Raw genomic sequence first — 21,038 nt, forward strand, 5'->3', positions numbered from 1 at the left:
GGCATGTTCCTTGGCATCGATATCGGCACCTCCGGCGTGAAGGCCGTGGTGCTGGATGAACATGGCGGTGTCGTGGGTCAGGGCACGGCGGCCCTGACCGTGCAGCGCCCGCATCCCTTATGGTCCGAACAGGACCCAGAGGCCTGGTGGCAGGCGACGACCGCCGCCGTCCGCGCGATCGATCCGGCGGTGCGTCGGGCGGTGCGTGGCATCGGGCTGGCCGGGCAGATGCACGGCGCGACATTGCTGGGCGCGGACGATCGGCCGTTGCGGCCCGGTATCCTGTGGAATGACGGCCGCAGTCATGCCGAATGCGTGGAACTGGAGGCCGGTGCGCCCGACCTGCATCGGATCGCCGGCAATCTTGCCATGCCCGGTTTCACCGCGCCCAAGCTGCTCTGGGTCGCGCATCACGAGCCGGAGATTTTTGCGGCGGTCCGCACCGTCCTGCTGCCCAAGGATTATGTCCGGTTGCGGATGACCGGGGAGAAGGCGTCGGACGTGTCGGATGCGGCCGGGACCTTATGGCTCGACGTCGCGGCGCGCGCCTGGAGCGATGAGATCCTCGCCGCCACCGGACTGACCCGTGAACAGATGCCGCAAGCGGTGGAAGGCACGACGCAGACCGGCTGTCTGCGCGTCGATGTGGCCGAGGCCTGGGGCATGGACCGGGTTCCGGTCGCGGGTGGCGGTGGCGACAATGCCGCCGGGGCGGCGGGGGTCGGCGTGGTGAAGGACGGCGATGCGCTGCTTTCGCTCGGCACGTCGGGCGTGATCTTCGCCGCCACCCGGGAATTCCGTCCCAATCCGGCGGGTGCGGTCCATGCCTTCTGCCACTGCCTGCCCGGTGTCTGGCACCAGATGTCGGTCCATCTGTCGGCGGCGGCCTGCATCGACTGGGTTGCGCGGCTGACCGGCACGCCGGGCGCGGCGGAACTGTTCGCACGCGCCGAAAGCGTGGGACCAGCCAGCGGCCCGGAAATCTTCCTGCCCTATCTGTCGGGCGAACGGACGCCGCACAATGATGCCGAGGTGCGGGGTGCCTTTCTGGGCCTCGACCATGACACCACCCCCGAACGGCTGGCGCAGGCGGTGTTGGAGGGTGTCGCCTTCGCGCTTGCCGATGGTCTGTCGGTGCTGCGCGACGCGGGCACCGAATTGTCCCGGCTGTCCGTCATCGGCGGCGGGGCGCGATCCTCTTATTGGGGGCAGACGCTTGCCGCCGCTTTGGGAGTCGAACTCGTCTATCTGAAGGGGGGCGAGGTCGGTCCGGCGCTGGGGGCTGCCCGCCTGGCGCAACTGGCGGTCGATGGCGGTTCGCCCGAAGACGTCTGCGCGCCGCCGCCCGTCAGCCACAGCATCACGCCCGATGCCGCGCTCGCCGAGCGTTTCGCCCCCAAGATCGCGCGTTTTCGCGACAGCTATTCCCGTATCACTCCGAGGAACCGTTAAATGGCTACCGACTTTTTCGCCGACATCCCGACGATCCGCTACGAAGGCCCGGACAGCGATAACGAGCTGGCCTATCGCTTTTATGACAAGGATCGGGTCGTGCTGGGCAAGCGGATGGAGGATCATCTCCGCTTCGCCGCCTGCTTCTGGCACACTTTCTGCTGGCCGGGGTCGGACGTGTTCGGCGGCGGCACGTTCAACCGCCCCTGGCATGCGGGCGCGAATGACAGCGCGGCCGCGGCGCAGAAGCGCGAGGTCGCGTTCGATTTCTTTTCGAAGCTCGACATCCCCTATTACTGCTTCCACGATGTCGATGTGATGGCCGAGGCGCAGGGCGTCGCGGAGCATCGCCGCTATTTCGCCGAGGCGGTGGATCACCTCGAAAAGCTGCAGGCTTCGTCGGGCCGCAAGCTGCTGTGGGGCACCGCCAACCTGTTCAGCCATCCGCGCTTTGCGGCGGGTGGTGCGACCAATCCCGACCCGGAAGTCTATGCCTTCGGCGCGATGCAGGTCCGCGATGCGCTGGAAGCGACGCATCGTCTGGGCGGCGTGAATTACGTGCTGTGGGGCGGTCGCGAAGGCTATGAGACGCTGCACAACACCGACATGAAGCGTGAGCTGGACAATCTGGGTCGCTTCCTGAACCTGGTGGTCGAACACAAGCACAAGATCGGTTTCAAGGGCACCATCCTGATCGAGCCGAAGCCGCACGAACCGACCAAGCATCAATATGATTTCGACACCGCGACGGTCTACGGTTTCCTCAAGGCCTATGGCCTGGAGAAAGAGGTGAAGGTCAATATCGAGGCGAACCACGCCACGCTGGCGGGCCATACCTTCGAGCATGAGATCGCGACGGCGGGCGCGCTGGGCATTTTCGGGTCGATCGACGCCAATCGCGGCGACCACCAGAATGGCTGGGACACCGACCAATTCCCCAACTCGGTCGAGGAACTGACGCTGGCCGTGCTGGAGATCATCCGCGCGGGCGGCTTCACCACCGGCGGCTTCAACTTCGATGCCAAGGTGCGCCGCCAGTCGATGGATGCGGTCGACTTGTTCCACGGCCATGTCGGCGGGATCGACGTGGTGGCCAAGGGGCTGCTCAACGCCGCCGCGCTGATCGAGGACGGTCGCCTGGATGCGATCAAGGCCGAGCGTTATGCGGGCTGGACGGGCGATTTCGGCCAGCAGGTCGGCGGCCTGGACCTGGCCGGGATCGCCGACCTAGCCGAGACGATGGCGATCGATCCCCGGCCGCGTTCGGGCCGTCAGGAGCGGATCGAGAATATCGTCAACCGCATCGTCCATTCGGGCAAGTGACCAGACGGGCCGGGCGATCCGCCCGGCCCATCCATGGCGAAAAGGGCGCGGCCGGCATCTGCCCGACCGCGCCCTTTTTTGTGGTCAGGCGATGCCCTGTGCTGCCATGTCGTGCAGCGCCGCATGGAAGCGTGCCACGGCGGCGGTGTTGAAGCCCGCAATGTTGATGCGTCCCGATCCGGCCATGTAGATGGCGTGCGCGTCGCGCAGCCACTGGACCTGGGTGGGCGTCAGCGGAAGGGTGGCGAACATGCCCTTGCCCCCGGCGACCGCCGCGAGATCGACGGTGCCGATCGTGCCCGCGGCGGCGAGCATCGCGCGCAGCGAGGCCAGACGCTGGCGCATCGTTTCCAGTTCCTCGCGCCATTCGCGGGCCAGCGCTTCATCACCCAGGATGATCCGCACGATCGCCGCGCCGTGATCGGGCGGCATCGACCAGTTGGCGCGCGCCAGAGCCAGCAGGTTGGACAGGACGATCGTGCCGGTCTCGGCATCCGGCGACACGGCGAACAGCGCGCCCGTTCGTTCGCGGTACAGGCCGAAATTCTTGTCGCAGCTATAGGCGAGCAGCGCTTCGGGCACCGTCTTCAGGATGGTACGCGCGCCAAGCGCATCGATGGCGAAACCATCGCCCAGTCCCTGATAGGCGAGATCGACGACCGGGATCAGGCCGTCTGCGGCGATGCGATCGGCAATGGCACTCCATCCGGCTGCATCGGGATCGATGCCGATCGGATTGTGGCAGCACCCGTGCAGCAGAACGGCATCGCCCGCCGCCGCACCGTCCATCCCGGCGAGGAACCCGTCCAGGTCGAAACGCTGGCTGTTCACGTCGTAGCAGGGGATCAGAGCGGGCTCAACGCCGGCCTGCCGGAACAGCGGCGCATGGTTGGCCCAACTGGGGCTGCCGATCCAGATACGCGCGACACCCGAGCGGGCCAGCAGTTCGGCGGTCAGACGCAAAGCGCCCGTGCCACCCGGGGTCTGCAACCCGACGATGCGATCGCGGGCCACCGTGTCGCCGATCACGAGATCGCCCAGTGCCCGGACGAAGCCGATATCGCCCTCCGGCCCCAGATAGGATTTGCTCGACTGGGTCTCGAGCAGGATCGCCTCGGCCTTCTTCACGGCGGTCATGACCGGGGTGCGGCCTTCTTCGTCGCGGAACACGCCGACGCCGAGATCGATCTTGTCCGCACGAGGGTCGGCCGCGTGCTGGCCGATGATGCGCAGCAGGGGATCGTCGGGTTGGCGGGCCAGGGTGGCGAAACGCATGATACAGCATCCTATGGAGTGAATGGCGCGGCACCATAATGGCCTTGGCGCGAAAGGAAACGATCCTCGACCGCTGAGAGCGATCGACCGGGCGTCGGCCTGCCAAGACGGTAGTGAGGGGTGAGGCCGGCGTGCCGCCGGATCGTCAATGGGCGAAATGGGTGATCCCGAGCATCAACAGGATGCCCGTGACGCTGGCGATGCTGGTGCGCAGGCGCGGATCGAGCGCGCGGCTGCGCGGCACCAGTTCGCAGGCACCGATATAGAGGAAAATCCCGGCGAACAATGCCATCAGCGGGGCCAGCATGCTTGCCGGAATGACGATCGCCAGCCCGAGCAGCACGCCCAGCATCGGCGCGACTCCGTTCAGGATCAGCCAGCGCCGGGCCGCCTTTTCGGATCGCGCGGCGAGGCTGAGGCTGACCGTATTCACACCGTCGGCCACATCATGCGTCAGCACGGCGAGCGCGATCATCCATCCGGCGGCGGTATCGATCTGAAAGGCCAGGCCGATGCCGATGCCGTCCATCAGGCTGTGCAGGCACAGCATGGCGGGACCGAGGTCGCCGCGCCACGACCGGGCGGCGCGCGGGATGCCGGCCAGCATCCGGTCGAGCAGCATATAGCCGCCGATACCGGCCGCGGTGAACGCCATCAGGCTGCGTGCCGGCCAATGACCGTTCCCCAGCTCTATCGCCTCGGGGACCAGATCGAACAGCGCGACGCCCAGCACGATGCCTGCCGTCACGCCCAGCACCAGCCCGATCCGGTGTTGAAGCCGCAAGGCGATCAGGCCGCCTGCCATGGTCGCCAGCATCGCGGCGATGCCGAACGCGATCGGGATCAGGGTCATGATGCTATCCGCGTCAAGCAGGCGTGATGGAAAAACGGCGGTCGCGGCATCGCCATCCCATGGACCAGCCGATGTGACGTTACAAGGTCACCCCTGCGCGATCGCGTCCAATACCAGGCCGGCAACCTCGCGCCGACAGATCAACAGATCGGGCAGGAGCGGGTTCTCGCAATTGTAGACGAGCGGCCGACCATCGATCCGCGACGCGTGGAAACCGGCGGCCAGCGCCACCGCAGCCGGGGCGCAATTGTCCCATTCATATTGCCCGCCATCGTGCAGATAGACGTCGGCACGCCCCTCGACCACCGCCATCGCCTTTGCCCCGGCCGAGCCCATCGGGATCAGGATCGCCCCCAGCCGGTCGCCGACGCAGCGCGCGATATCGGGGGCACGACTGCGGCTGACCACCACGCGCAGGCCCGCTGGGCAGGGGGGATGCATCGGTGGCGGATCGTCGGTCGCGAAGACCTGATTCCGGGCGGGGACCGCCACCGCGCCCAGCACCGGCTTGCCGTCGACGGCAAGGCCGATATGCACCGCCCATTCGTCGGACCCGTCGGCGTATTCGCGCGTGCCGTCGAGCGGATCGACGATCCAGACCCGCTGCGCCGCGCATCGGGCCCGGTCGTCGATCGATTCCTCGGACAGGATGAAATCATCGGGCCGCGCGGCGTGCAGGCGATCGAGGATCAGCGTGTTCGCGTCCCGATCCCCCTTCGCGCCCAGCGCCGCCCCGGTCAGGCCCGGTTCCCGGCGGATCTGCTGGAGCAGTTCGCCCGCCTCCACGGCGATCGCGCGGGCCAGTTCGGCATCGGTCACAGGTCGTAGCTCCAGATGCCCAGGACATGCTCGACAATGCGGGACGCCGCCTGTTCGGCGGTTTCGCGCGTGGTGTCGACGCGGATCTCGGGCCGTTCCGGCGCTTCATAAGGGCTCGAAATGCCGGTGAAATCGGCAATCACACCACTGCGCGCCTTGGCGTAGAGACCCTTCACGTCACGCTCCTCCGCCACGGCCAGCGGCGTGTCGACGAAAATCTCGACAAACTCGCCTTCGGGCAGCAGCGCGCGCACCATATCGCGTTCGGCCCGGAAGGGCGAGATGAACGCGGTCAGCACGATCAGGCCGGCATCCGCCATCAGCCTGGCGACCTCACCGACGCGGCGGATATTCTCGACCCGGCCCGCCTCGGAGAAATCGAGATCGCGATTCAGCCCGTGTCGGATATTGTCGCCGTCCAGCAGAAAGCTGTGGCGCCCCATGCTGTGCAGCTTCTGTTCGACAAGATTGGCGATCGTCGACTTGCCCGATCCAGACAGGCCGGTGAACCAGAGGACCTTGGGAGCCTGTCCCTTTTGCCGGGCATGGGCCTCGCGGGTGATGACCGCCGATTGCCAATGGACGTTCTGGGCGCGGCGCAGCGCATGGTCGATCATCCCCGCCGCCACCGTGGCGTTGGTCGCCCGGTCGATCAGGATGAACCCGCCGAGCGCGCTGCCATTCGCATAAGGCTCGAACACGATCGGGCGGTCGGCATAGACCTCCGCCAGGCCGATATCGTTGAGCGCCAGCGTGTCGGCGGGGCGCTGCGCCTGGCTGTTGACGTCGACGACATGGCGCGGCGGCTGCACGGTAGCACCGACCAGTTGGGTGCCAAGCTTCAACGCATAGCTGCGCCCCGGCACCAGCGGCGCATCGGCCATCCAGACGATGGTCGCGACGAACTGGTCGGCGATCTCGGGGGGATCCTCGGCTGCTGCGATCACGTCGCCGCGCGAGCAGTCGACCTCGTCGGCGAGCACCAGCGTAACGGCATCTCCCGCGATCGCATTCTGCCGGTCGCCGTCATAGGCGACGATCCGTGCGACGCTGGTCGTCTTGCCCGATGGCGCGATCCGCACCCGGTCGCCGACGCTCACGCGCCCGCTGGCGATCAGGCCCGCAAAGCCGCGAAAGTCGAGGTCGGGCCGGTTGACCCATTGCACCGGCATGCGGAACGAGGCCGCCACCGCCCGATCGCCATCGATCGCAACCGTCTCCAGATAAGGGAGCAAGGCGGGACCGTCATACCAGGGCATGTCGGGCGACGGGCTGGTGACGTTCGCGCCGGTCAGCCCCGATAGCGGGATGGCGGTGAACCGCTCGATCCCGATGCTCCCGGCAAAGGCGGCATAGTCGGCGACGATCGCGTCGAAGACCGACTGGTCATGCCCGACCAGATCCATCTTGTTGACCGCCAGCACGATCTCCTTGATCCCGACCAGATGCGCCAGATAGCTGTGCCGCCGCGTTTGCGTCAGCACGCCTTTGCGCGCGTCGATCAGGATCACCGCCAGGTCAGCGGTCGAGGCGCCCGTCACCATATTGCGGGTATATTGTTCGTGGCCGGGGGTGTCGGCGACGATGAATTTGCGTTTCTCGGTCGCGAAGAAGCGATAGGCGACATCAATGGTGATGCCCTGCTCGCGCTCGGCGGCGAGGCCGTCGACCAGCAGCGCGAAGTCGATATTCGCCCCTTGCGTGCCGACCCGGCGACTGTCCGCCTCCAACTGGCTCAACTGATCCTCGAAAATCGTCTTCGAGTCGTAGAGCAGTCGCCCGATCAGCGTCGACTTGCCGTCATCGACCGAGCCGCAGGTGATGAAGCGCAGCATCGACTTGGCGGCATGGGTGGCGAGATAGGCGTCGATATCGGCGGCGATCAGTGCGTCGGGTTGGTAGGCGGTCATCAGAAATACCCCTCGCGCTTCTTCTTCTCCATGCTGGCCGCCTGATCGTGGTCGATCGCACGCCCCTGTCGCTCGGAGGTGGTGGTCAGCAGCATTTCCTGAATGACCTCGGACAAGGTCGCCGCCGCGCTCTCGACCGCGCCGGTCAGCGGGTAGCAGCCCAGCGTGCGGAACCGGATCGAGCGTTCGACCGGCACCTCGCCAGGGCGCAAGGGGAAGCGATCGTCATCGACCATCAGCAGCATCCCGTCACGCTCCACCGTGGGGCGCGGCGCGGCGAAATAAAGCGGCACGATCTCGATCCCTTCCTGCAGGATATATTGCCAGATATCGAGTTCGGTCCAGTTGGACAGCGGGAAGACGCGGATGCTTTCGCCCTTGTGGATGCGGCTGTTGTAGAGGTTCCACAGCTCGGGCCGCTGCGCCTTGGGGTCCCAGCCATGCGCGGCGGAGCGGAACGAGAAGACTCGCTCCTTGGCGCGGCTCTTCTCCTCGTCGCGACGCGCCCCGCCGAACGCGGCGTCATAGCCGCCCGCAGTCAGCGCCTGTTTCAGCCCCTCGGTCTTCCACATATCGGTATGGCGGCTGCCATGGTCGAAGGGGTTGATGCCCAGCGCCTCCGCCTCCGGGTTGCGATGGACGATCAATTCCATCCCCGCCGCCTCGGCCGCCCGGTCGCGCAGCGCGTACATCGCGCGGAACTTCCACGTCGTGTCGACATGCAGCAGCGGGAAGGGCGGGCGCGCCGGGAAGAACGCCTTCTTGGCCAGGTGCAGCATGACGGCCGAATCCTTCCCGACCGAATAGAGCATCACCGGATTCTGCGTCTCGGAGGCCACTTCGCGAAGGATATGGATGCTTTCGGCTTCGAGCCGTTGCAGGTGAGTAAGGCCAGTCATCGGATTGTCAGATAATGTCGTCAGCGAACCGCGCGACCAACTTATCCTGTCAATCGCGATAGTCCCGCTCCAGCGAGTCCAGGATCCGGCTGCCGGCCATGAACACCGCGATGGGGCAGGCGGCGAAGAGGATCTTGCCCGGAATACCCGGATAGAGCGTCAGATAATGCATCCCGCGCTCGATTGCGCCGAGCCCAAGCCCGTAGATCACGAGAAACGCCTCGAACTTGGTCTTGATCGTGAATAGGGCGACGAGACGGGACCACATGGCGGGCCAGACAGACCAGATTGCGGGGCCCGCGCCAACCCTTAAGGCCGCGCCAATATGAGACAGTCGAGCGCCTCGAGCAGCGCGAGGCGCCCCGATTCGATCCGGGCGATCAGGGTGGGGTCGCCGATCCCGGTCGGATCGATCGCCTCGGGCCAATGTGCCTCCACCACGGTCGCGATGCGGTCGAGCGTCGCATGGTCCACCAGGAAGCGCGGATCGACGGTCGCCGGATCGGCGATGACGCGCAGGCGAAGGCAGGCCGGGCCGCCGCCATTGGCCATGGACTCGCGGACATTCACGACCTTGAGCTGTCGGATCGGCCCATTGCCCGCGACATGTTCCTGCAGCCAGGACCAGACCGCGTCATTGTCCCGGGCTTCCTGCGGCAGGATCAGCGTCGGCTCGCCCCCCGGCGGCGTCACCAACTGGGCGTTGAACAGATAGGAGGCGATGGCATCCTCCAGCGAGATGCGGGCCGCTGGCACCTCGACAATCTCGACCTCGGGCATCAATTGTCGCAGGTCGGCGTAGAGGCGCGCGGGATCGGCGAAGGCCTGCTCGTGCGCGAACAGGACGCGCGCATTGGCAACCGCGACCACGTCATTATGAAAGGCCCCCGCGGCGATCGCCGCGTCTGACTGGCGCGCGAACAAGGTGCGCTCGGGGGCGAGGCGATGCGCGCGGGCGACGGTCTCGCACGCGTCACGATGCTGGCGCGCGGGAAAGGGGCCGTGACCTTCGCCATAGACGAAGATCTCGATGCCCGGCCGGTCATGCTCGGCGCACAGCCGCATGTGATTGGCGGCTCCCTCGTCGCCGAACGGAGCCGGGACGGGGGAATGGACCATGAAGGCCGGGTCGGCAAAGGCGAGGCGAAGCTGTGCCAGCGTCGCGGGCCATTCATGGCTGCGATGCGGCATCGTCATCAGATTGGCGACGGTCAGATGGCAGCGGCCATCCCCGGTATCGGGCGCGGGAGAGACGGTCGCGGCGTTGGCGGCCCACATTGCGGAGGCGGACAAGGCGCGGGCCTGCAACAGGGGAGACGCTGCATCATATTCGGTCGCCAGCCGTCGCAGCCAGTCATGATCGGGTCGGGGATGCGGCAGCAGGATGCCCTGGACCAGGCCGAGATCGAGATTGGCGCGCATCTTGGCGATGCCCTGCAATGCAGCGGCGCGCGGATGCGAGGTCCGGCCCGCATTGCGGGTCGCGGCGAGATTGCCGTGGCTCAACCCCGCATAATTGTGGCTCGGTCCGATGATCCCGTCGAAATTGATTTCCCTGAGCATCCGCGTCACCGATCGATATGCAGGATGGTATCGCCGACCGAGAGGTCGAGCGTGCGGGCGGTGCTTTCCGACAGGATGACGCCGCCGTCGCATGCGCGGATCTCGGCCAATGCGCAGCGGAAATCGGTCAGCCGACCCGCCGCGACCAGGGCTTCCCGCCCCGGCTGCGCATCGATCGCCACGATCCGGCTTTCCTGGGCATCGCGGATCGTGCGCACCTGATCGGTCCGCGCGGTCATGGTCGGGCCGCCGTCAAAAATGTCGATATAATGTTCGAAGGCGAAGCCCTCATTCTCCAGCATCCGCATCGCCGCGCGCCCGGAGGGGTGGGGCAGGCCGATGGCGGCGCGCGCCGTTTCGGTCAGCATCGCGGTGTAGATCGGATGCTTGGGCATGAGGTCCGCGATGAACTGGTGGCCGTGGATCGCATTGAACTGGTCGGCTTCCTGGAAATTCATCCCGAAGAAGCGCCCGGCCAGCCCGTCCCAGAAGGGCGATCCCCCCGCCTCGTCGATCACGCCGCGAAGCTCGGCCAGCACGCGGTCGGCAAAGCGCGCGCGGTTCGCCCGCATGAACAGATACCGGCTGCGTGCGAGCAGCAGGCCGAGCCCACCGGCCCGCTCGCCGGGATGGAGGAACAACCCGCCGACCTCGCTCGCCCCCTCCAGGTCGGTGGTCAGCGACAGCATCTCGGCCCGGAAGGTCCGGTCCAGTTCACGGCTGTGCTGGGTCAATGTACCGATACGATAGCTGTAAAAGGGATGCTTCTGGCCGATATGGGTGAAGATCTGGCACGTGCCCCGCACATCACCGGTCGCCCGATCCTCCAGCATGAGGACGAAGAGTTCGTCCTGAATATCCTCTCCGCCGTCCTGCCCGAAGGCGGCATGGCTGCGCGCCAGCTTGGCGGTCAGCGCGCGCCGGTCCGGGGGCAGGTTGGTGAAGCCGCCACCCGTCAGCTTGGCCATTTCGTAAAGGTGGCGAAGGTCGCTGTCGACGGCGGGACGGATGCGAAAGCTGCTCATGCGGCACCGATGATGCGCAGGATGGTCAGCGTGGACAAGCCCGCGCGTTCGGGCAGGCTGTCGATCAGCATATATTCGTCGGGCGAGTGGATCGCGCCGCCGCGCACCCCCATGGTGTCGACCACCGGCACACCCGCCGCCGCGATGTTATTGCCGTCGCACACCCCGCCGGTCGCGCGCCAGCCGATGCACAGGCCCAGATCAGCGCCGGCCGCGCGAACCGTCTCGAACAGCGCCGCGGCGCCGTCGTCGATGGGCTTGGGCGGGCGGTTGAAGCTGCCATGCACCTCGACGTTGACCTCCTGTTCCGCTGCGATACGTTCGGCAATGGCGCGCATGGCAGCGCCGGTCCGCTCGATCGCGGCATGCGCGCGCGGCCGGAAATTGACATGCAGCATGGCGAGATCGGGGACGACGTTGTTCGGTCCCCCGCCATCGATCCGCGCCGGGTTGACGGTGATGTCGTCGGACCCGAGCTGCGCGAGTTCGAGCGTGATCCGTGCCGCGGCGACAATCGCGTTGCGCCCCTCTTCGGGATTGCGCCCGGCATGGGCGCTCCGTCCGCGTATGACGATGGTGAAATTGCCGGTGCCGCCGCGCGCGCCGGCCAGCGTGCCGTCGGGCAATGCGGGTTCATAGGTCAGGGCTGCGACCTTCCCTGCCGCGCATCGGGCGATCAGCGCGGCGGATGAGGCCGAGCCCGTCTCCTCATCGGAGTTGATGAGGACGTCATAGCCATATCGATCGGCCATGGGGCTCGCCTCGACCGCCTGGAGCGCGGCGAGCATCACCGCCAGTCCGCCCTTCATGTCCGCCACGCCGGGACCGCCCAGCCGATCGGCATCGATCCGCGTCACCGTCTGAAAGGGATGATCGGCGGGATAGACGGTGTCCATATGGCCCGTGAACAGCATCCGTCGCGGCGCATCGGGGCGCACCGACAGCAGCAGGTGTCGACCATGGGACAATGCAGCCGGGCGGCCATCGGTGCCGATCCGTTCGACGGGATCGGGCTCCACGAGTGTCAGGGTGCCGGGCAGGCTGCCGAAAGCGTCGGCCAGATGATCGGCCATGACGGCCAGCCCCGCGATGTTCCGGGTGCCGCTGTTGATCGCGGACCAGCGCTCGATGAGTGGCAGCATGGGGTAGGCAGCGGCGGCGCGAACGGCGGCACGCTCGATATCGGTCAATCTCTCCATGGCGGCAGCCTAGGCCAGGCAGTGGGCAGAGGTGAACCCCTGCATGCCATTTTCGGTAAACGGCCCCCGGCCTGCGGGATGCCCCGGCCTAGAAGCTGTAGACCACCGAGGCCCGGCTGATCGTGTCGGTCGTCCGGCGACCCGCAGGGGGTTCGCTTTCATATTGGACATTGTAGGACAGCGACGCGGAAAGCGGCCCGAACACCTTGGCATTCAGCGCCGAATTGGTGCTGACCGTGCTGTTGAATCGTTGAAGATAGGCGGACCCCGTCTGGGAAAGGGAGATGGCGGGCGTCAGCTTCCAGACGAAGTTGAGATTGCCGCGCGCCGCCAGCGCGCTTTCGATCCGTGCATCGGTGAATTCGGTCTGGCGAAAGGCGGGGCCGAGTTCGATGTCGAGCGTCATGGTCGGCTTGCGGATCGCGCTGTAACCCGCGCCGGCCGAGGCGGAATAGCGGTTGAAATAGCCGAGGAACCGATCGCTCTCATACTGCGCCGCGCCATAGATGTAGCTGTTGGCGCTGATCTTGTAATTCGGTTCGTAGGACGCGACGAAATGCTCGCGATTGGTGACGTTGAGGCTTTCCTGATAATCGCCCTGGAAGTGCAGCTTGTGCCGCCATTGCAGGCCTTCGCGGGTCAGGTCGACGACGCCGGTCGCGCCGATATTCGGGCTGTTGCCGGTGGCCACGAACCCGCCCAGCTCGACACGGCCGTGCCACAGGTCGAAAAAGGTCGCCTCGCGCAGCGTGCGGCTGCGGCTGGCGGTCTTTTCGTCACGCCAGACGTCGGCCATGGCGTCGATTGCATCGGCGGCCTCGGGCACGGCATTGCGGGCATATTTTACGACCGTGGTGATCTCAGTCTCGTTGCCGCTGGCGATCGCGGCTTCGAGCATCGCGCGGATCGGTGGTGGAATCAGCGCGGGGTCGGGGTCGTTCGGCGCTGTATTGGCCAGCAGGCCCAGCGCCATCGGGAGGAGCAACAGGGGCTTGGTCATCACCGACACCCTCAGGGATTCTGCCGATCAGAGGTCATTGCGCGTTCGCCATGGACTGCGGCGAAATGATCGCCGAAGATGACCAGCAGTTCTTCGTACAGCACCTTTTTGAACGGAACGATCATCGCGGGCAGCGTTTCGGGCTCGGTCCAGCGCCAGGCACGGAATTCGGGATGCTCGGTCGCGATGCGGATATCGCTGTCCTCGCCCAGGAAGCGATAGAGGAACCAGCTTTGCCGCTGGCCGCGCCACTTGCCCTTCCATACCTTGCCGATCATGTCCACGGGCAGGTCATAGGTCAGTTCGTGCGGCGCGCGCGCGATCAGCTCGATCTTGTCCGCCCTGACGCCGGTTTCCTCGAACAGTTCCCGGACGGCGGCTTGGTCGGCCTCTTCACCGGGATCGATCCCGCCCTGCGGTAATTGCCACGCCTCCAGCGTCGAATCGATCCGCTGGCCGACAAAGACGCGGCCGTCGCGGTTCATCAGGATGACGCCGGCACAGGGGCGATAGGGAAGGTCGGTCATGATTATTGTCCGATTATTGTGCTCATATCCGCCTCGACGATCATCGCCTTCAAGGCAAGCAGGAAAGCGGAAAGGTCGGCGATGCCGGAGGGGATCGCCTTGCGCAGCGTGGCGAAGCCATGGATCGTGCCGCGGGCCTCGCGGAAATGGACCGGGACACCGGCGCGGGCGAGCGCGGCGGCATAGGCGCGGCCCTGATCGCGGATGGGATCGCATTCGGCGGTGACGATCACCGCCGGGGGCATGGCGGATAGCGGGCCCCGCATGGGGGCGGCGCGGACGTCGCCAAGGTCGGCGGCATAGCAGGCGACGAACCAGTCGAGCATCGCGCGGGTCAGGAAATACCCGTCGGCAAAGTCGCGCAGAGACGGATGCGCGCGTGCCATGTCGGCGGCGGGATAGAGCAGCCCTTGCGCAATCACGGGCACGGCGGCGGGGCGGTCGCGCAGGCTCATCGCCGTTACGGTGGCGAGTGTACCGCCCGCGCTGTCCCCCATCATCACCAGTCCGCTGGCGGGAATGCCGATCATCTCACCGTGTTTCGCCAGCCAGCGCGCCGCCGCTTCGCTGTCATCGGGGGCGGCAGGCCAGGGATGTTCGGGAGCCAGCCGATAGTCGAGCGACACGACGGGCAGGTCCAGCGTCCGCGCGATCTCGGCCGCCAAGGGGGCATGGGTCTCGATATCGCCCAGGACGAAGCCGCCGCCATGGAGGAACAGGATCACCGGCCCGGCCGTCCGTTCGGACCGCCGATCGAACAGGCGCGCGGTCATGTCGCCTGCCGGGCCCGGAATGGCGAAGGTGCGATCGATGGCCAGCGGGCCGACCGGCGGGTCGGTCAGGTCCCGGGCCTGCCGCATCAGCAATCGCGCAGCCTCCGGGCCCAGATCCTGATGCGGAGGGCCAGGCAGATTGTTGTAATAGCCGAGAAATCGGGCAACATCGGCACGCAAGGACGGATCGCCAGCCGTTTCGGTCGTGAGGCTCCTGCGGAGTGTCATGCCTGCTTCACTAAGCGGAATGATGCGCGGCGTCCATCATTCGGCCGCTGTCGACCTGGCATCAACGGGCTCCGAACGCCGGTCGGTTTGTCGCGCGCCTGTGCGGTGGTGGCCGGTGGTCACGGTGCCGCGCGAAAGGATCGGGGTGGGGAACCGTGGATGCCGTCAAAGCGTAGCGCGCGGATGACGTCTCCGCATATTGTCTGGTTCCGCCAGGATCTTCGCCTTCACGATCAACCGGCCTTGTTGGCCGCCGCGCAGGCCGGCACCGTTATCCCGATCTATATCCTCGACGACGAAACGCCCGGCGACTGGCGGATGGGGGCCGCCCAGCGCTGGTGGTTGCACCACAGCCTTGCCTCGCTCGCGAAGGACCTCGCGGCGCTGGGCAGTCGGCTGATCCTGCGCCGTGGGCCGGTAGTGAAGACGCTGCGCGCGGTGATGGCGGAAACCGGCGCAGAGGCGATCCACGCGGTCCGGCATTACGAACCCTGGTGGCGTGCGGCGGAGGAGGAACTGGCCGATGTCCTCGATCTGGAGGATGGCAATCATCTGGCCCGGCCCGAATGGGTGACTACGGGCAGTGGCAAGCCGTTCCGGATCTATTCGGCGTTCTGGAAGGGGCTGCAATCGCATATGCCGCCGGGGCATCCGCTCGATCCGCCCGAGGCGCTCGACGCGCCCGCCGATTGGCCCCGGAGCGAGGCGCTGGCCGACTGGGACTTGCTGCCGACCCGGCCGGACTGGTCGACGGGTTTCGATGCCGACTGGACTCCCGGCGAGGCGGCGGCCCGCGAGCGGGTGGCGAATTTCCGGCTCAGGGCGAGCGCCTATGACAGTGCTCGCAACCTGCCGTCCGAAGAGGGAACTTCGCGTCTGTCCCCGCATCTGCATTTCGGCGAGGTCTCGGTGCGCGCGGTCTGGCATTCGCTCGACCGGCATGGCGATACCGAGACGTATCGCAAGGAACTGGCATGGCGGGATTTTACCGACGGCGTGGTGATGGCGTTGCCCGACTATGCCGATTGCAATGGGCGGGCCGCGTTCGACCGGATGCCATGGCGCGGCGGGCGCGAGGCGCAGGCCGATTTGAAGGCATGGAAGGCGGGGCGGACCGGCTATCCCATCGTGGATGCCGGAATGCGGCAATTATGGGCGACGGGCTGGATGCACAATCGCGTGCGGATGATCGCCGCCTCGTTTCTCGTCAAGCATCTGCTGATCGACTGGCGCGAGGGGGAGCGCTGGTTCTGGGACTGTCTGCTCGACGCCGATTACGGCAACAATGCCGTCAACTGGCAATGGGTCGCGGGAACCGGGATCGATGCCAACATGTTCGGCCGGATCATGGCGCCGTTGAGCCAGTCGGAGAAGTTCGATGCGGGCGACTATATTCGCCAGTGGGTCGGCGAACTGAGTCATCTGCCCGACGCGGCGATCCACGATCCCGAGGAAGCGGGGCGGCGGCCGCGCGACTATCCGGCCAAGATCATCGGCCATCGCGAGGGGCGCGAGCGCGCTCTGGCGGCTGGAAAGACGATCCGGGGAGAAGGGGCGTCCACAGGGCAATGGCAGGTGCGGACGCCCCGTGGCCGTCAACGGGGCTCGGCATCCAGGAAGACCCCGACGTCGGCGAGATCGACCGTCTTGTCGAGATAGGTGCGGCCGATCCCGTGCGCGAGCAGGAAGGGCAGGGTGCCCGCCGCCATCTTCTTGTCGTGCATCATATGCCCGACCAGTGTCGCGGAGGGCGCATCGATCCCGGCGGCGGCCGGGCCGTCGGGCAGGCCGATCGTACGGAAATGCGCCGCGACCCGGTCGGCATCCTGACCGGGGCAAAGGCCGCGCCGCACCGAGTAGCGGAACGCCAGCGCACACCCCGCCGCCACGCCTTCGCCATGCAGCAGCCGGTCGGAAAAGCCCGCTTCCGCCTCCAGCGCATGGCCGAACGTATGGCCGAGATTGAGCAGCGCGCGGATACCGCTGGTTTCATGCTCGTCGGCCGCGACAATGCGTGCCTTGGCGGCGACCGAATGCGCGATGGCGTGGATCCGCGCATCGGCATTGCCCGCGAGCAGGGCGGGGCCGTTCGCCTCGCACCATTCGAAAAAGGCGAAATCGTCGATCAGGCCATATTTGACGACTTCGGCGTAACCGGCCCGCACTTGCCGGGCGGGCAGGCTGTCCAGCACATCGGGGTCGATCAGCACCATTGCGGGCTGATGGAAGGCACCGATCAGATTCTTGCCCGCGGCCGTGTTGATCGCGGTCTTGCCGCCGACCGACGAATCGACCTGCGACAACAGGGTCGTCGGAATCTGTACGAAACGGCAACCGCGCTTGACGATCGAACAGGCGAACCCGACCAGATCGCCGATCACCCCGCCGCCGAGCGCGATGACATGGTCCGAACGCTCGATACCCAGTTCGAGCAGTCGGTCGCAGACCCGCTCCAGCATGGCCCAGCTCTTGGTCTTCTCACCCGGCGGCAGGATGATCGCGTCCGTCATCACGCCGGCGGCGGCCAGCGACGCCTGCAACGTCGCCAGATGCGGGCGCACATTCTCGTCGGTCACGATCGCCATCGGTCGCCCGCGTGCCAGCGGCGCGAGAAACTCCGCGGCGCGGGGCAGCAGACCCGCCTCGATATGGATGGGATAGCTGCGGTCGCCGAGCGACACGGTGACGGTCTTCATCGTCCGATGGCTTTCAAGATGGCGTTGACGGTGGCTTCGTGGGGGCCGCGCTTGCTGGAGACGTGGATGGGCGCAAGCGCGTAGATCGGGTTTCGCTTTTCGGCGAGATCGCGCAGCACGGTCAGCGGATCGCGATTGCGCAGCAACGGGCGGGTGTCGCGCCGCTTCACGCGTTCGGCCAGCACTTCGGGCGTGGCGTTCAGCCAGACGGCGGTCGCCTGTTCCAGGATCAGCGCGCGAGTCTCGTCATTGATGAACGCGCCACCGCCGGTCGCGATCACCTTGGGCCGGCCATCGACCAGCCGGGCGATCACCCGGCGCTCGCCATCGCGGAAATAGGGTTCGCCGAACTCTTCGAAGATTTCGGTCACGGTCAGGCCGGCGGCTTCCTCGATCGCATGATCGGCATCGACGAAGGGCACCCCCAACCGATTCGCCAGTCGGCGACCCACGGTCGACTTGCCCACGCCCATCAGACCGACAAGGACGATCGGCGAACCAGTCCAGCTTGCATCAACAGGGTTGTGGCTTTGCAACATTGCCGTCTGCGCTATACAGCAGGCGCGCGCCCGGCAACACCGGCCGCGCTTTCACGGGTCCATTATAAGGTTTTGCGTTTCATGTCCCGTATGGCCGTTTCGCTTATCATCCTGCTCGTCGTCATCGTCGGGGGCCTGTTCCTCCTCTCCGGACGCGCGACCGAGCGGCCGACGACCCAGGTCGAGAAGGCGGTCTCGCTTGGCAATCTGCAATAAGCGCAAGCGCGCTTTCCGCCATCTGCCCCGCGCCGTCGCCCTGCTGATGGCGGGGGCGGCGGCGCTGGCCGCCGCGCAGGATCGCCCCGAATCGCTTCTGCCGCCGGGTTTCGGGCAGCCGTCCGCGCCCGCGACTCCGCGCACGGCCCCCAGGCCCGCATCGACGCCGACGCCGCGTGCCGTGCCCTCGGCCGCTCCGGCGCCGTCGCCCTCCGGTGTGGCGCCCTCCGGCTTGGCGCCGGTCGTCGATCCGCCTGGCGCGGTGGTGCAGCCGCTGCCCACCATCGCCCCGCCCAGTGTCGTGCCGTCGCCGACTCCGGTCGCAGAGGTGCGTTCGCTGGCGGATTATGATCTTCCGGCCTTTGCGCGGCGTTCGCTCGCGCTGGTCGGTCCGGCGGGCGAGCGCGAAGGGGCGCTGCCCGCCGATGTCTTTGCCCGCGCCGATGGGCGGGTGGCCGAAGCCTTGATGCGGCGTCTGTCCGCGCCGCTGCCGTCGCGCTGGATGTCGATCCTGCTGCGCCGGACATTGGTGGCGCAGATGGTGACGCCGCGCGGCGTGAACGGCGCCGATTTCGCGGCGGAGCGCGCCTGGTTGCTGGTCCGCATGGGCGAGGCGCAGATGGCGCGCGCCGTTGTCCAGTCGGTCGATGCGAGCAGCTATACCCCCAAACTCTATCAGGTGGGCATCAACGCCTTGCTGGCATCCAGCGACCCGGCGGGGCTGTGTCCGCTGGCCGATCGTGGTGCGGCGATCACGGGGCTGGGCGGCTATCGCGTGGCGCAGGCCATGTGTGCCGCGCTGACCGGCGATGCGAACAAGGGCAGCGCGATCATCAAGCAGGTCCAGCGCCAGCATATCGCCGAGGATATCGACCTGAAGCTTGCGCAGAAGGTCATGGGATCGGGCGCCAACGGGCGACGCGCGGTGTCGATCGACTGGGGCGGTGCGGATCGGCTGACGGTGTGGCGTTTCGGCCTGGCCACCGCGACCGGCGTGAGCATCCCGGCGGAGTATCTGTCCTATGTCGGGCCGCAGGTGCGCGGCTGGCTGGCGACATCCCCGTCGGTCGCGATGCCCGAGCGGGCGTCGGTGATCGATGAGGCAGCGGCGATGGGCGTGTTGTCCAATGCGGCGCTGGTCGATTTCTATGCCAGCCTTGCCGAGAATGACGATGCCACGCGTGCGCAGCAGGCCGTCGTCAATGACCTGCGCAACGCCTATGCCGCCAGCGATGGGGCCGCGCGGCTGAGCGCCATGCGGTCGCTGTGGGGCGATGGCGCGCGGACGCCCTATGGTCGCCTGATCCTCACCGCCCGCGCGGCCGCGCGCTTGCCGGTGGCCGATGAGGGGGACACGGATCGCCTGATCGCGTCGATGCTGTCGGCCGGACTGGATCGCAGCGCGGCGCGCTGGCTCGGGGTGGTCAAGCAGGGCAGCGATGGCTGGGCGATGCTGCAACTGGCGGATCCCGATCGACAGGGAGAGGTCTCCTATGACCTCGTCTCCGGCTATGCGGGCTCGGGCGATCAGCGGTTGAAGCAGCGGCTGTTCTTTGCCGGGCTGGCCGGGCTGGGCCGGCTGTCGCGCGCGGATATCGAAAAGGGGGCCGAGGCGCTCGACGTGCGCATCGGCCAGCGCAATGCCTGGACCGACGCACTGGACGAAGCGGTGGCCGATGGGCAGACCGGCATGGTCGTGCTGTTGTGCGCGACGGGGATGCAGACGTCGAACTGGGGCGGCGTTCCGCCCCAGGCACTTTACCGGATGCTCGATGCCCTGCGCTCGGTGGGCCTCGATACAGAGGCGCGGATGATCGCGGCGGAAGCGATCGCCCGCGCGTGAGCCGTTCCGACGCCGCGCTGATCGACCGCTTTCTGGAAATGATGGCGGCCGAGGCCGGTGCGGCGGCCAATACCATCGCCGCCTATCGCTCCGACCTGCGCTTGGCGGGCGACGCGGTCGGCGGGCTGGTGGCGGCGGATGATGCCGCCTTGCGCGGGCTTGCGGACGGCTGGAGTCGCCTCTCCACCGCCACCGTCGCGCGCAAGGCGGCGGCACTGCGGCGCTTCTATGCGTTTCTGCACGAGGAAGGGCACCGGGCCGACGATCCGGCGAGCGTCCTGCCGCGCCCCGGCCTGCGCCGCGCCTTGCCCAAGATCTTGAGCCATCAGGATATCGATCGGCTTTTCGCGACGATCGGCGAGCGGGTGGCGGTGCCGCATCCCCGGCCGGCGGACCTACGCCTCGCCGCGCTGATCGAGCTTCTCTATGGCTCGGGCTTGCGCGCGAGCGAACTGGTGGCGCTGCCCCGTCGCGCGGTTCACACCGATCGGCCCTTCCTGATCCTGAAGGGGAAGGGCGGCACCGAGCGGATGGTGCCGATCTCCGACCGCGCGCGCTCGGCCGTCGCCCTGTGGCGCCAGCATGTGCCGGGGGAGTCGCTCTGGCTGTTTCCTGGCGGCAAGAAGCATCTTTCGCGGATCCGGCTGTATCAACTGGTCAAGCAACTGGCCGCCGAGGCGGGGGTGCCGCCGGACCGGATCAGCCCGCACGTCCTGCGCCATGCCTTCGCCACCCATTTGCTGGCCGGTGGCGCGGACCTGCGCGCGGTGCAGGCGATGCTGGGCCATGCCGATATCGCGACGACGGAGATTTACACCCATGTCGAGGCCGCGCGCCTGGTCGAACTGGTCAATGCGCGTCACCCGCTCGTTGATTTTCGCGGCGAGCAGCCCTAGGC

Annotated in this window: 20 protein-coding genes; 6 read left to right on the top strand and 14 right to left on the bottom strand. The window is 67.1% G+C overall.

The features are described from left to right. The first annotated feature begins 3 nt into the window (after nt 1–3). Both xylB and xylA read left to right on the top strand, forming a co-directional pair. Nucleotides 4–1,452, top strand: coding sequence for a xylulokinase (gene xylB / locus RN629_RS01870; RefSeq protein ID WP_407033566.1), 1,449 nt, complete (start codon nt 4–6; stop codon nt 1,450–1,452). Continuing rightward, nucleotides 1,453–2,775, top strand: a complete 1,323-nt coding sequence (gene xylA / locus RN629_RS01875) for a xylose isomerase (protein WP_407033567.1) — start codon at nt 1,453–1,455, stop codon at nt 2,773–2,775. 84 nt (nt 2,776–2,859) lie between these two features. On the opposite strand, the gene RN629_RS01880 is transcribed toward xylA, so the two are convergent. From RN629_RS01880 to RN629_RS01935, 12 genes are all read right to left on the bottom strand, one after another. Beyond that, complete coding sequence (locus RN629_RS01880; protein WP_407033568.1) at nt 2,860–4,050, bottom strand: aromatic amino acid transaminase; 1,191 nt, start codon at nt 4,048–4,050, stop codon at nt 2,860–2,862. A gap of 145 nt (nt 4,051–4,195) precedes the next feature. Beyond that, nucleotides 4,196–4,903 (bottom strand): ZIP family metal transporter, encoded by a 708-nt coding sequence (locus RN629_RS01885; RefSeq protein WP_407033569.1) that lies wholly within the window; start codon nt 4,901–4,903, stop codon nt 4,196–4,198. An 87-nt stretch (nt 4,904–4,990) separates the two neighbouring features. Beyond that, nucleotides 4,991–5,722 (bottom strand): 3'(2'),5'-bisphosphate nucleotidase CysQ, encoded by a 732-nt coding sequence (locus tag RN629_RS01890; RefSeq protein WP_407033570.1) that lies wholly within the window; start codon nt 5,720–5,722, stop codon nt 4,991–4,993. Further along, entirely contained in the window at nt 5,719–7,632 is a 1,914-nt protein-coding gene (cysN, locus tag RN629_RS01895; protein WP_407033571.1) for a sulfate adenylyltransferase subunit CysN, read from the bottom strand. Before cysN ends, RN629_RS01890 begins: the two co-directional genes overlap by 4 nt. Continuing rightward, nucleotides 7,632–8,531, bottom strand: a complete 900-nt coding sequence (cysD, locus tag RN629_RS01900) for a sulfate adenylyltransferase subunit CysD (RefSeq protein ID WP_407033572.1) — start codon at nt 8,529–8,531, stop codon at nt 7,632–7,634. The genes cysN and cysD overlap by 1 nt, the downstream gene beginning before the upstream one ends. A 49-nt stretch (nt 8,532–8,580) precedes the next feature. Next, nucleotides 8,581–8,799 carry a hypothetical protein gene (locus RN629_RS01905; protein ID WP_407033573.1) on the bottom strand — a complete coding sequence of 73 codons (219 nt, stop codon included), beginning with the start codon at nt 8,797–8,799 and terminating at the stop codon, nt 8,581–8,583. A gap of 41 nt (nt 8,800–8,840) precedes the next feature. Beyond that, nucleotides 8,841–10,094: an N-succinylarginine dihydrolase gene (locus RN629_RS01910; protein WP_407033574.1), complete on the bottom strand. Its 1,254-nt coding sequence runs from the start codon at nt 10,092–10,094 to the stop codon at nt 8,841–8,843. A gap of 5 nt (nt 10,095–10,099) precedes the next feature. Continuing rightward, the gene (locus RN629_RS01915) at nt 10,100–11,119 is read right to left on the bottom strand and encodes an arginine N-succinyltransferase (RefSeq protein WP_407033575.1); all 1,020 of its coding nucleotides are present in this window, start codon (nt 11,117–11,119) and stop codon (nt 10,100–10,102) included. After that, a complete protein-coding gene (locus RN629_RS01920; RefSeq protein ID WP_407033576.1) occupies nt 11,116–12,318 on the bottom strand; it encodes a hydrolase in 1,203 nt (400 codons plus the stop codon). The genes RN629_RS01915 and RN629_RS01920 overlap by 4 nt, the downstream gene beginning before the upstream one ends. 88 nt (nt 12,319–12,406) lie before the next feature. Further along, the gene (locus RN629_RS01925; protein ID WP_407033577.1) at nt 12,407–13,318 is read right to left on the bottom strand and encodes a DUF481 domain-containing protein; all 912 of its coding nucleotides are present in this window, start codon (nt 13,316–13,318) and stop codon (nt 12,407–12,409) included. A gap of 11 nt (nt 13,319–13,329) precedes the next feature. Further along, the gene (locus RN629_RS01930; RefSeq protein WP_407033578.1) at nt 13,330–13,845 is read right to left on the bottom strand and encodes an RNA pyrophosphohydrolase; all 516 of its coding nucleotides are present in this window, start codon (nt 13,843–13,845) and stop codon (nt 13,330–13,332) included. Between the two features lie 2 nt (nt 13,846–13,847). Next, the gene (locus RN629_RS01935; protein ID WP_407033579.1) at nt 13,848–14,846 is read right to left on the bottom strand and encodes an alpha/beta hydrolase; all 999 of its coding nucleotides are present in this window, start codon (nt 14,844–14,846) and stop codon (nt 13,848–13,850) included. A 183-nt stretch (nt 14,847–15,029) separates the two neighbouring features. Between RN629_RS01935 and RN629_RS01940 the strand changes: the two genes are divergently transcribed. Continuing rightward, nucleotides 15,030–16,505 (top strand): cryptochrome/photolyase family protein, encoded by a 1,476-nt coding sequence (locus RN629_RS01940; RefSeq protein WP_407033580.1) that lies wholly within the window; start codon nt 15,030–15,032, stop codon nt 16,503–16,505. Here the strand turns inward: RN629_RS01940 and aroB are convergent. Both aroB and RN629_RS01950 read right to left on the bottom strand, forming a co-directional pair. After that, on the bottom strand, nt 16,442–17,542 hold the full coding sequence (gene aroB / locus RN629_RS01945; RefSeq protein WP_407033581.1) for a 3-dehydroquinate synthase: 1,101 nt from the start codon (nt 17,540–17,542) through the stop codon (nt 16,442–16,444). The genes RN629_RS01940 and aroB overlap by 64 nt on opposite strands. Then, complete coding sequence (locus RN629_RS01950) at nt 17,539–18,081, bottom strand: shikimate kinase (protein ID WP_407033582.1); 543 nt, start codon at nt 18,079–18,081, stop codon at nt 17,539–17,541. Before RN629_RS01950 ends, aroB begins: the two co-directional genes overlap by 4 nt. 81 nt (nt 18,082–18,162) lie before the next feature. On the opposite strand from RN629_RS01950, the gene RN629_RS01955 reads away from it, so the two are divergent. The 3 genes from RN629_RS01955 to RN629_RS01965 are packed head-to-tail and all read left to right on the top strand — an operon-like array spanning nt 18,163 to nt 21,036. Next, nucleotides 18,163–18,297 (top strand): hypothetical protein, encoded by a 135-nt coding sequence (locus tag RN629_RS01955; protein ID WP_407033583.1) that lies wholly within the window; start codon nt 18,163–18,165, stop codon nt 18,295–18,297. Next, complete coding sequence (locus RN629_RS01960) at nt 18,281–20,140, top strand: hypothetical protein (protein WP_407033584.1); 1,860 nt, start codon at nt 18,281–18,283, stop codon at nt 20,138–20,140. Before RN629_RS01955 ends, RN629_RS01960 begins: the two co-directional genes overlap by 17 nt. Continuing rightward, nucleotides 20,137–21,036, top strand: a complete 900-nt coding sequence (locus tag RN629_RS01965) for a tyrosine-type recombinase/integrase (protein ID WP_407033585.1) — start codon at nt 20,137–20,139, stop codon at nt 21,034–21,036. The genes RN629_RS01960 and RN629_RS01965 overlap by 4 nt, the downstream gene beginning before the upstream one ends. Nucleotides 21,037–21,038 lie beyond the last annotated feature (2 nt).

Origin of the sequence: Facivitalis istanbulensis, assembly GCF_040560405.1 — a bacterium.
GTDB lineage: Bacteria > Pseudomonadota > Alphaproteobacteria > Sphingomonadales > Sphingomonadaceae > Sphingomonas > Sphingomonas istanbulensis.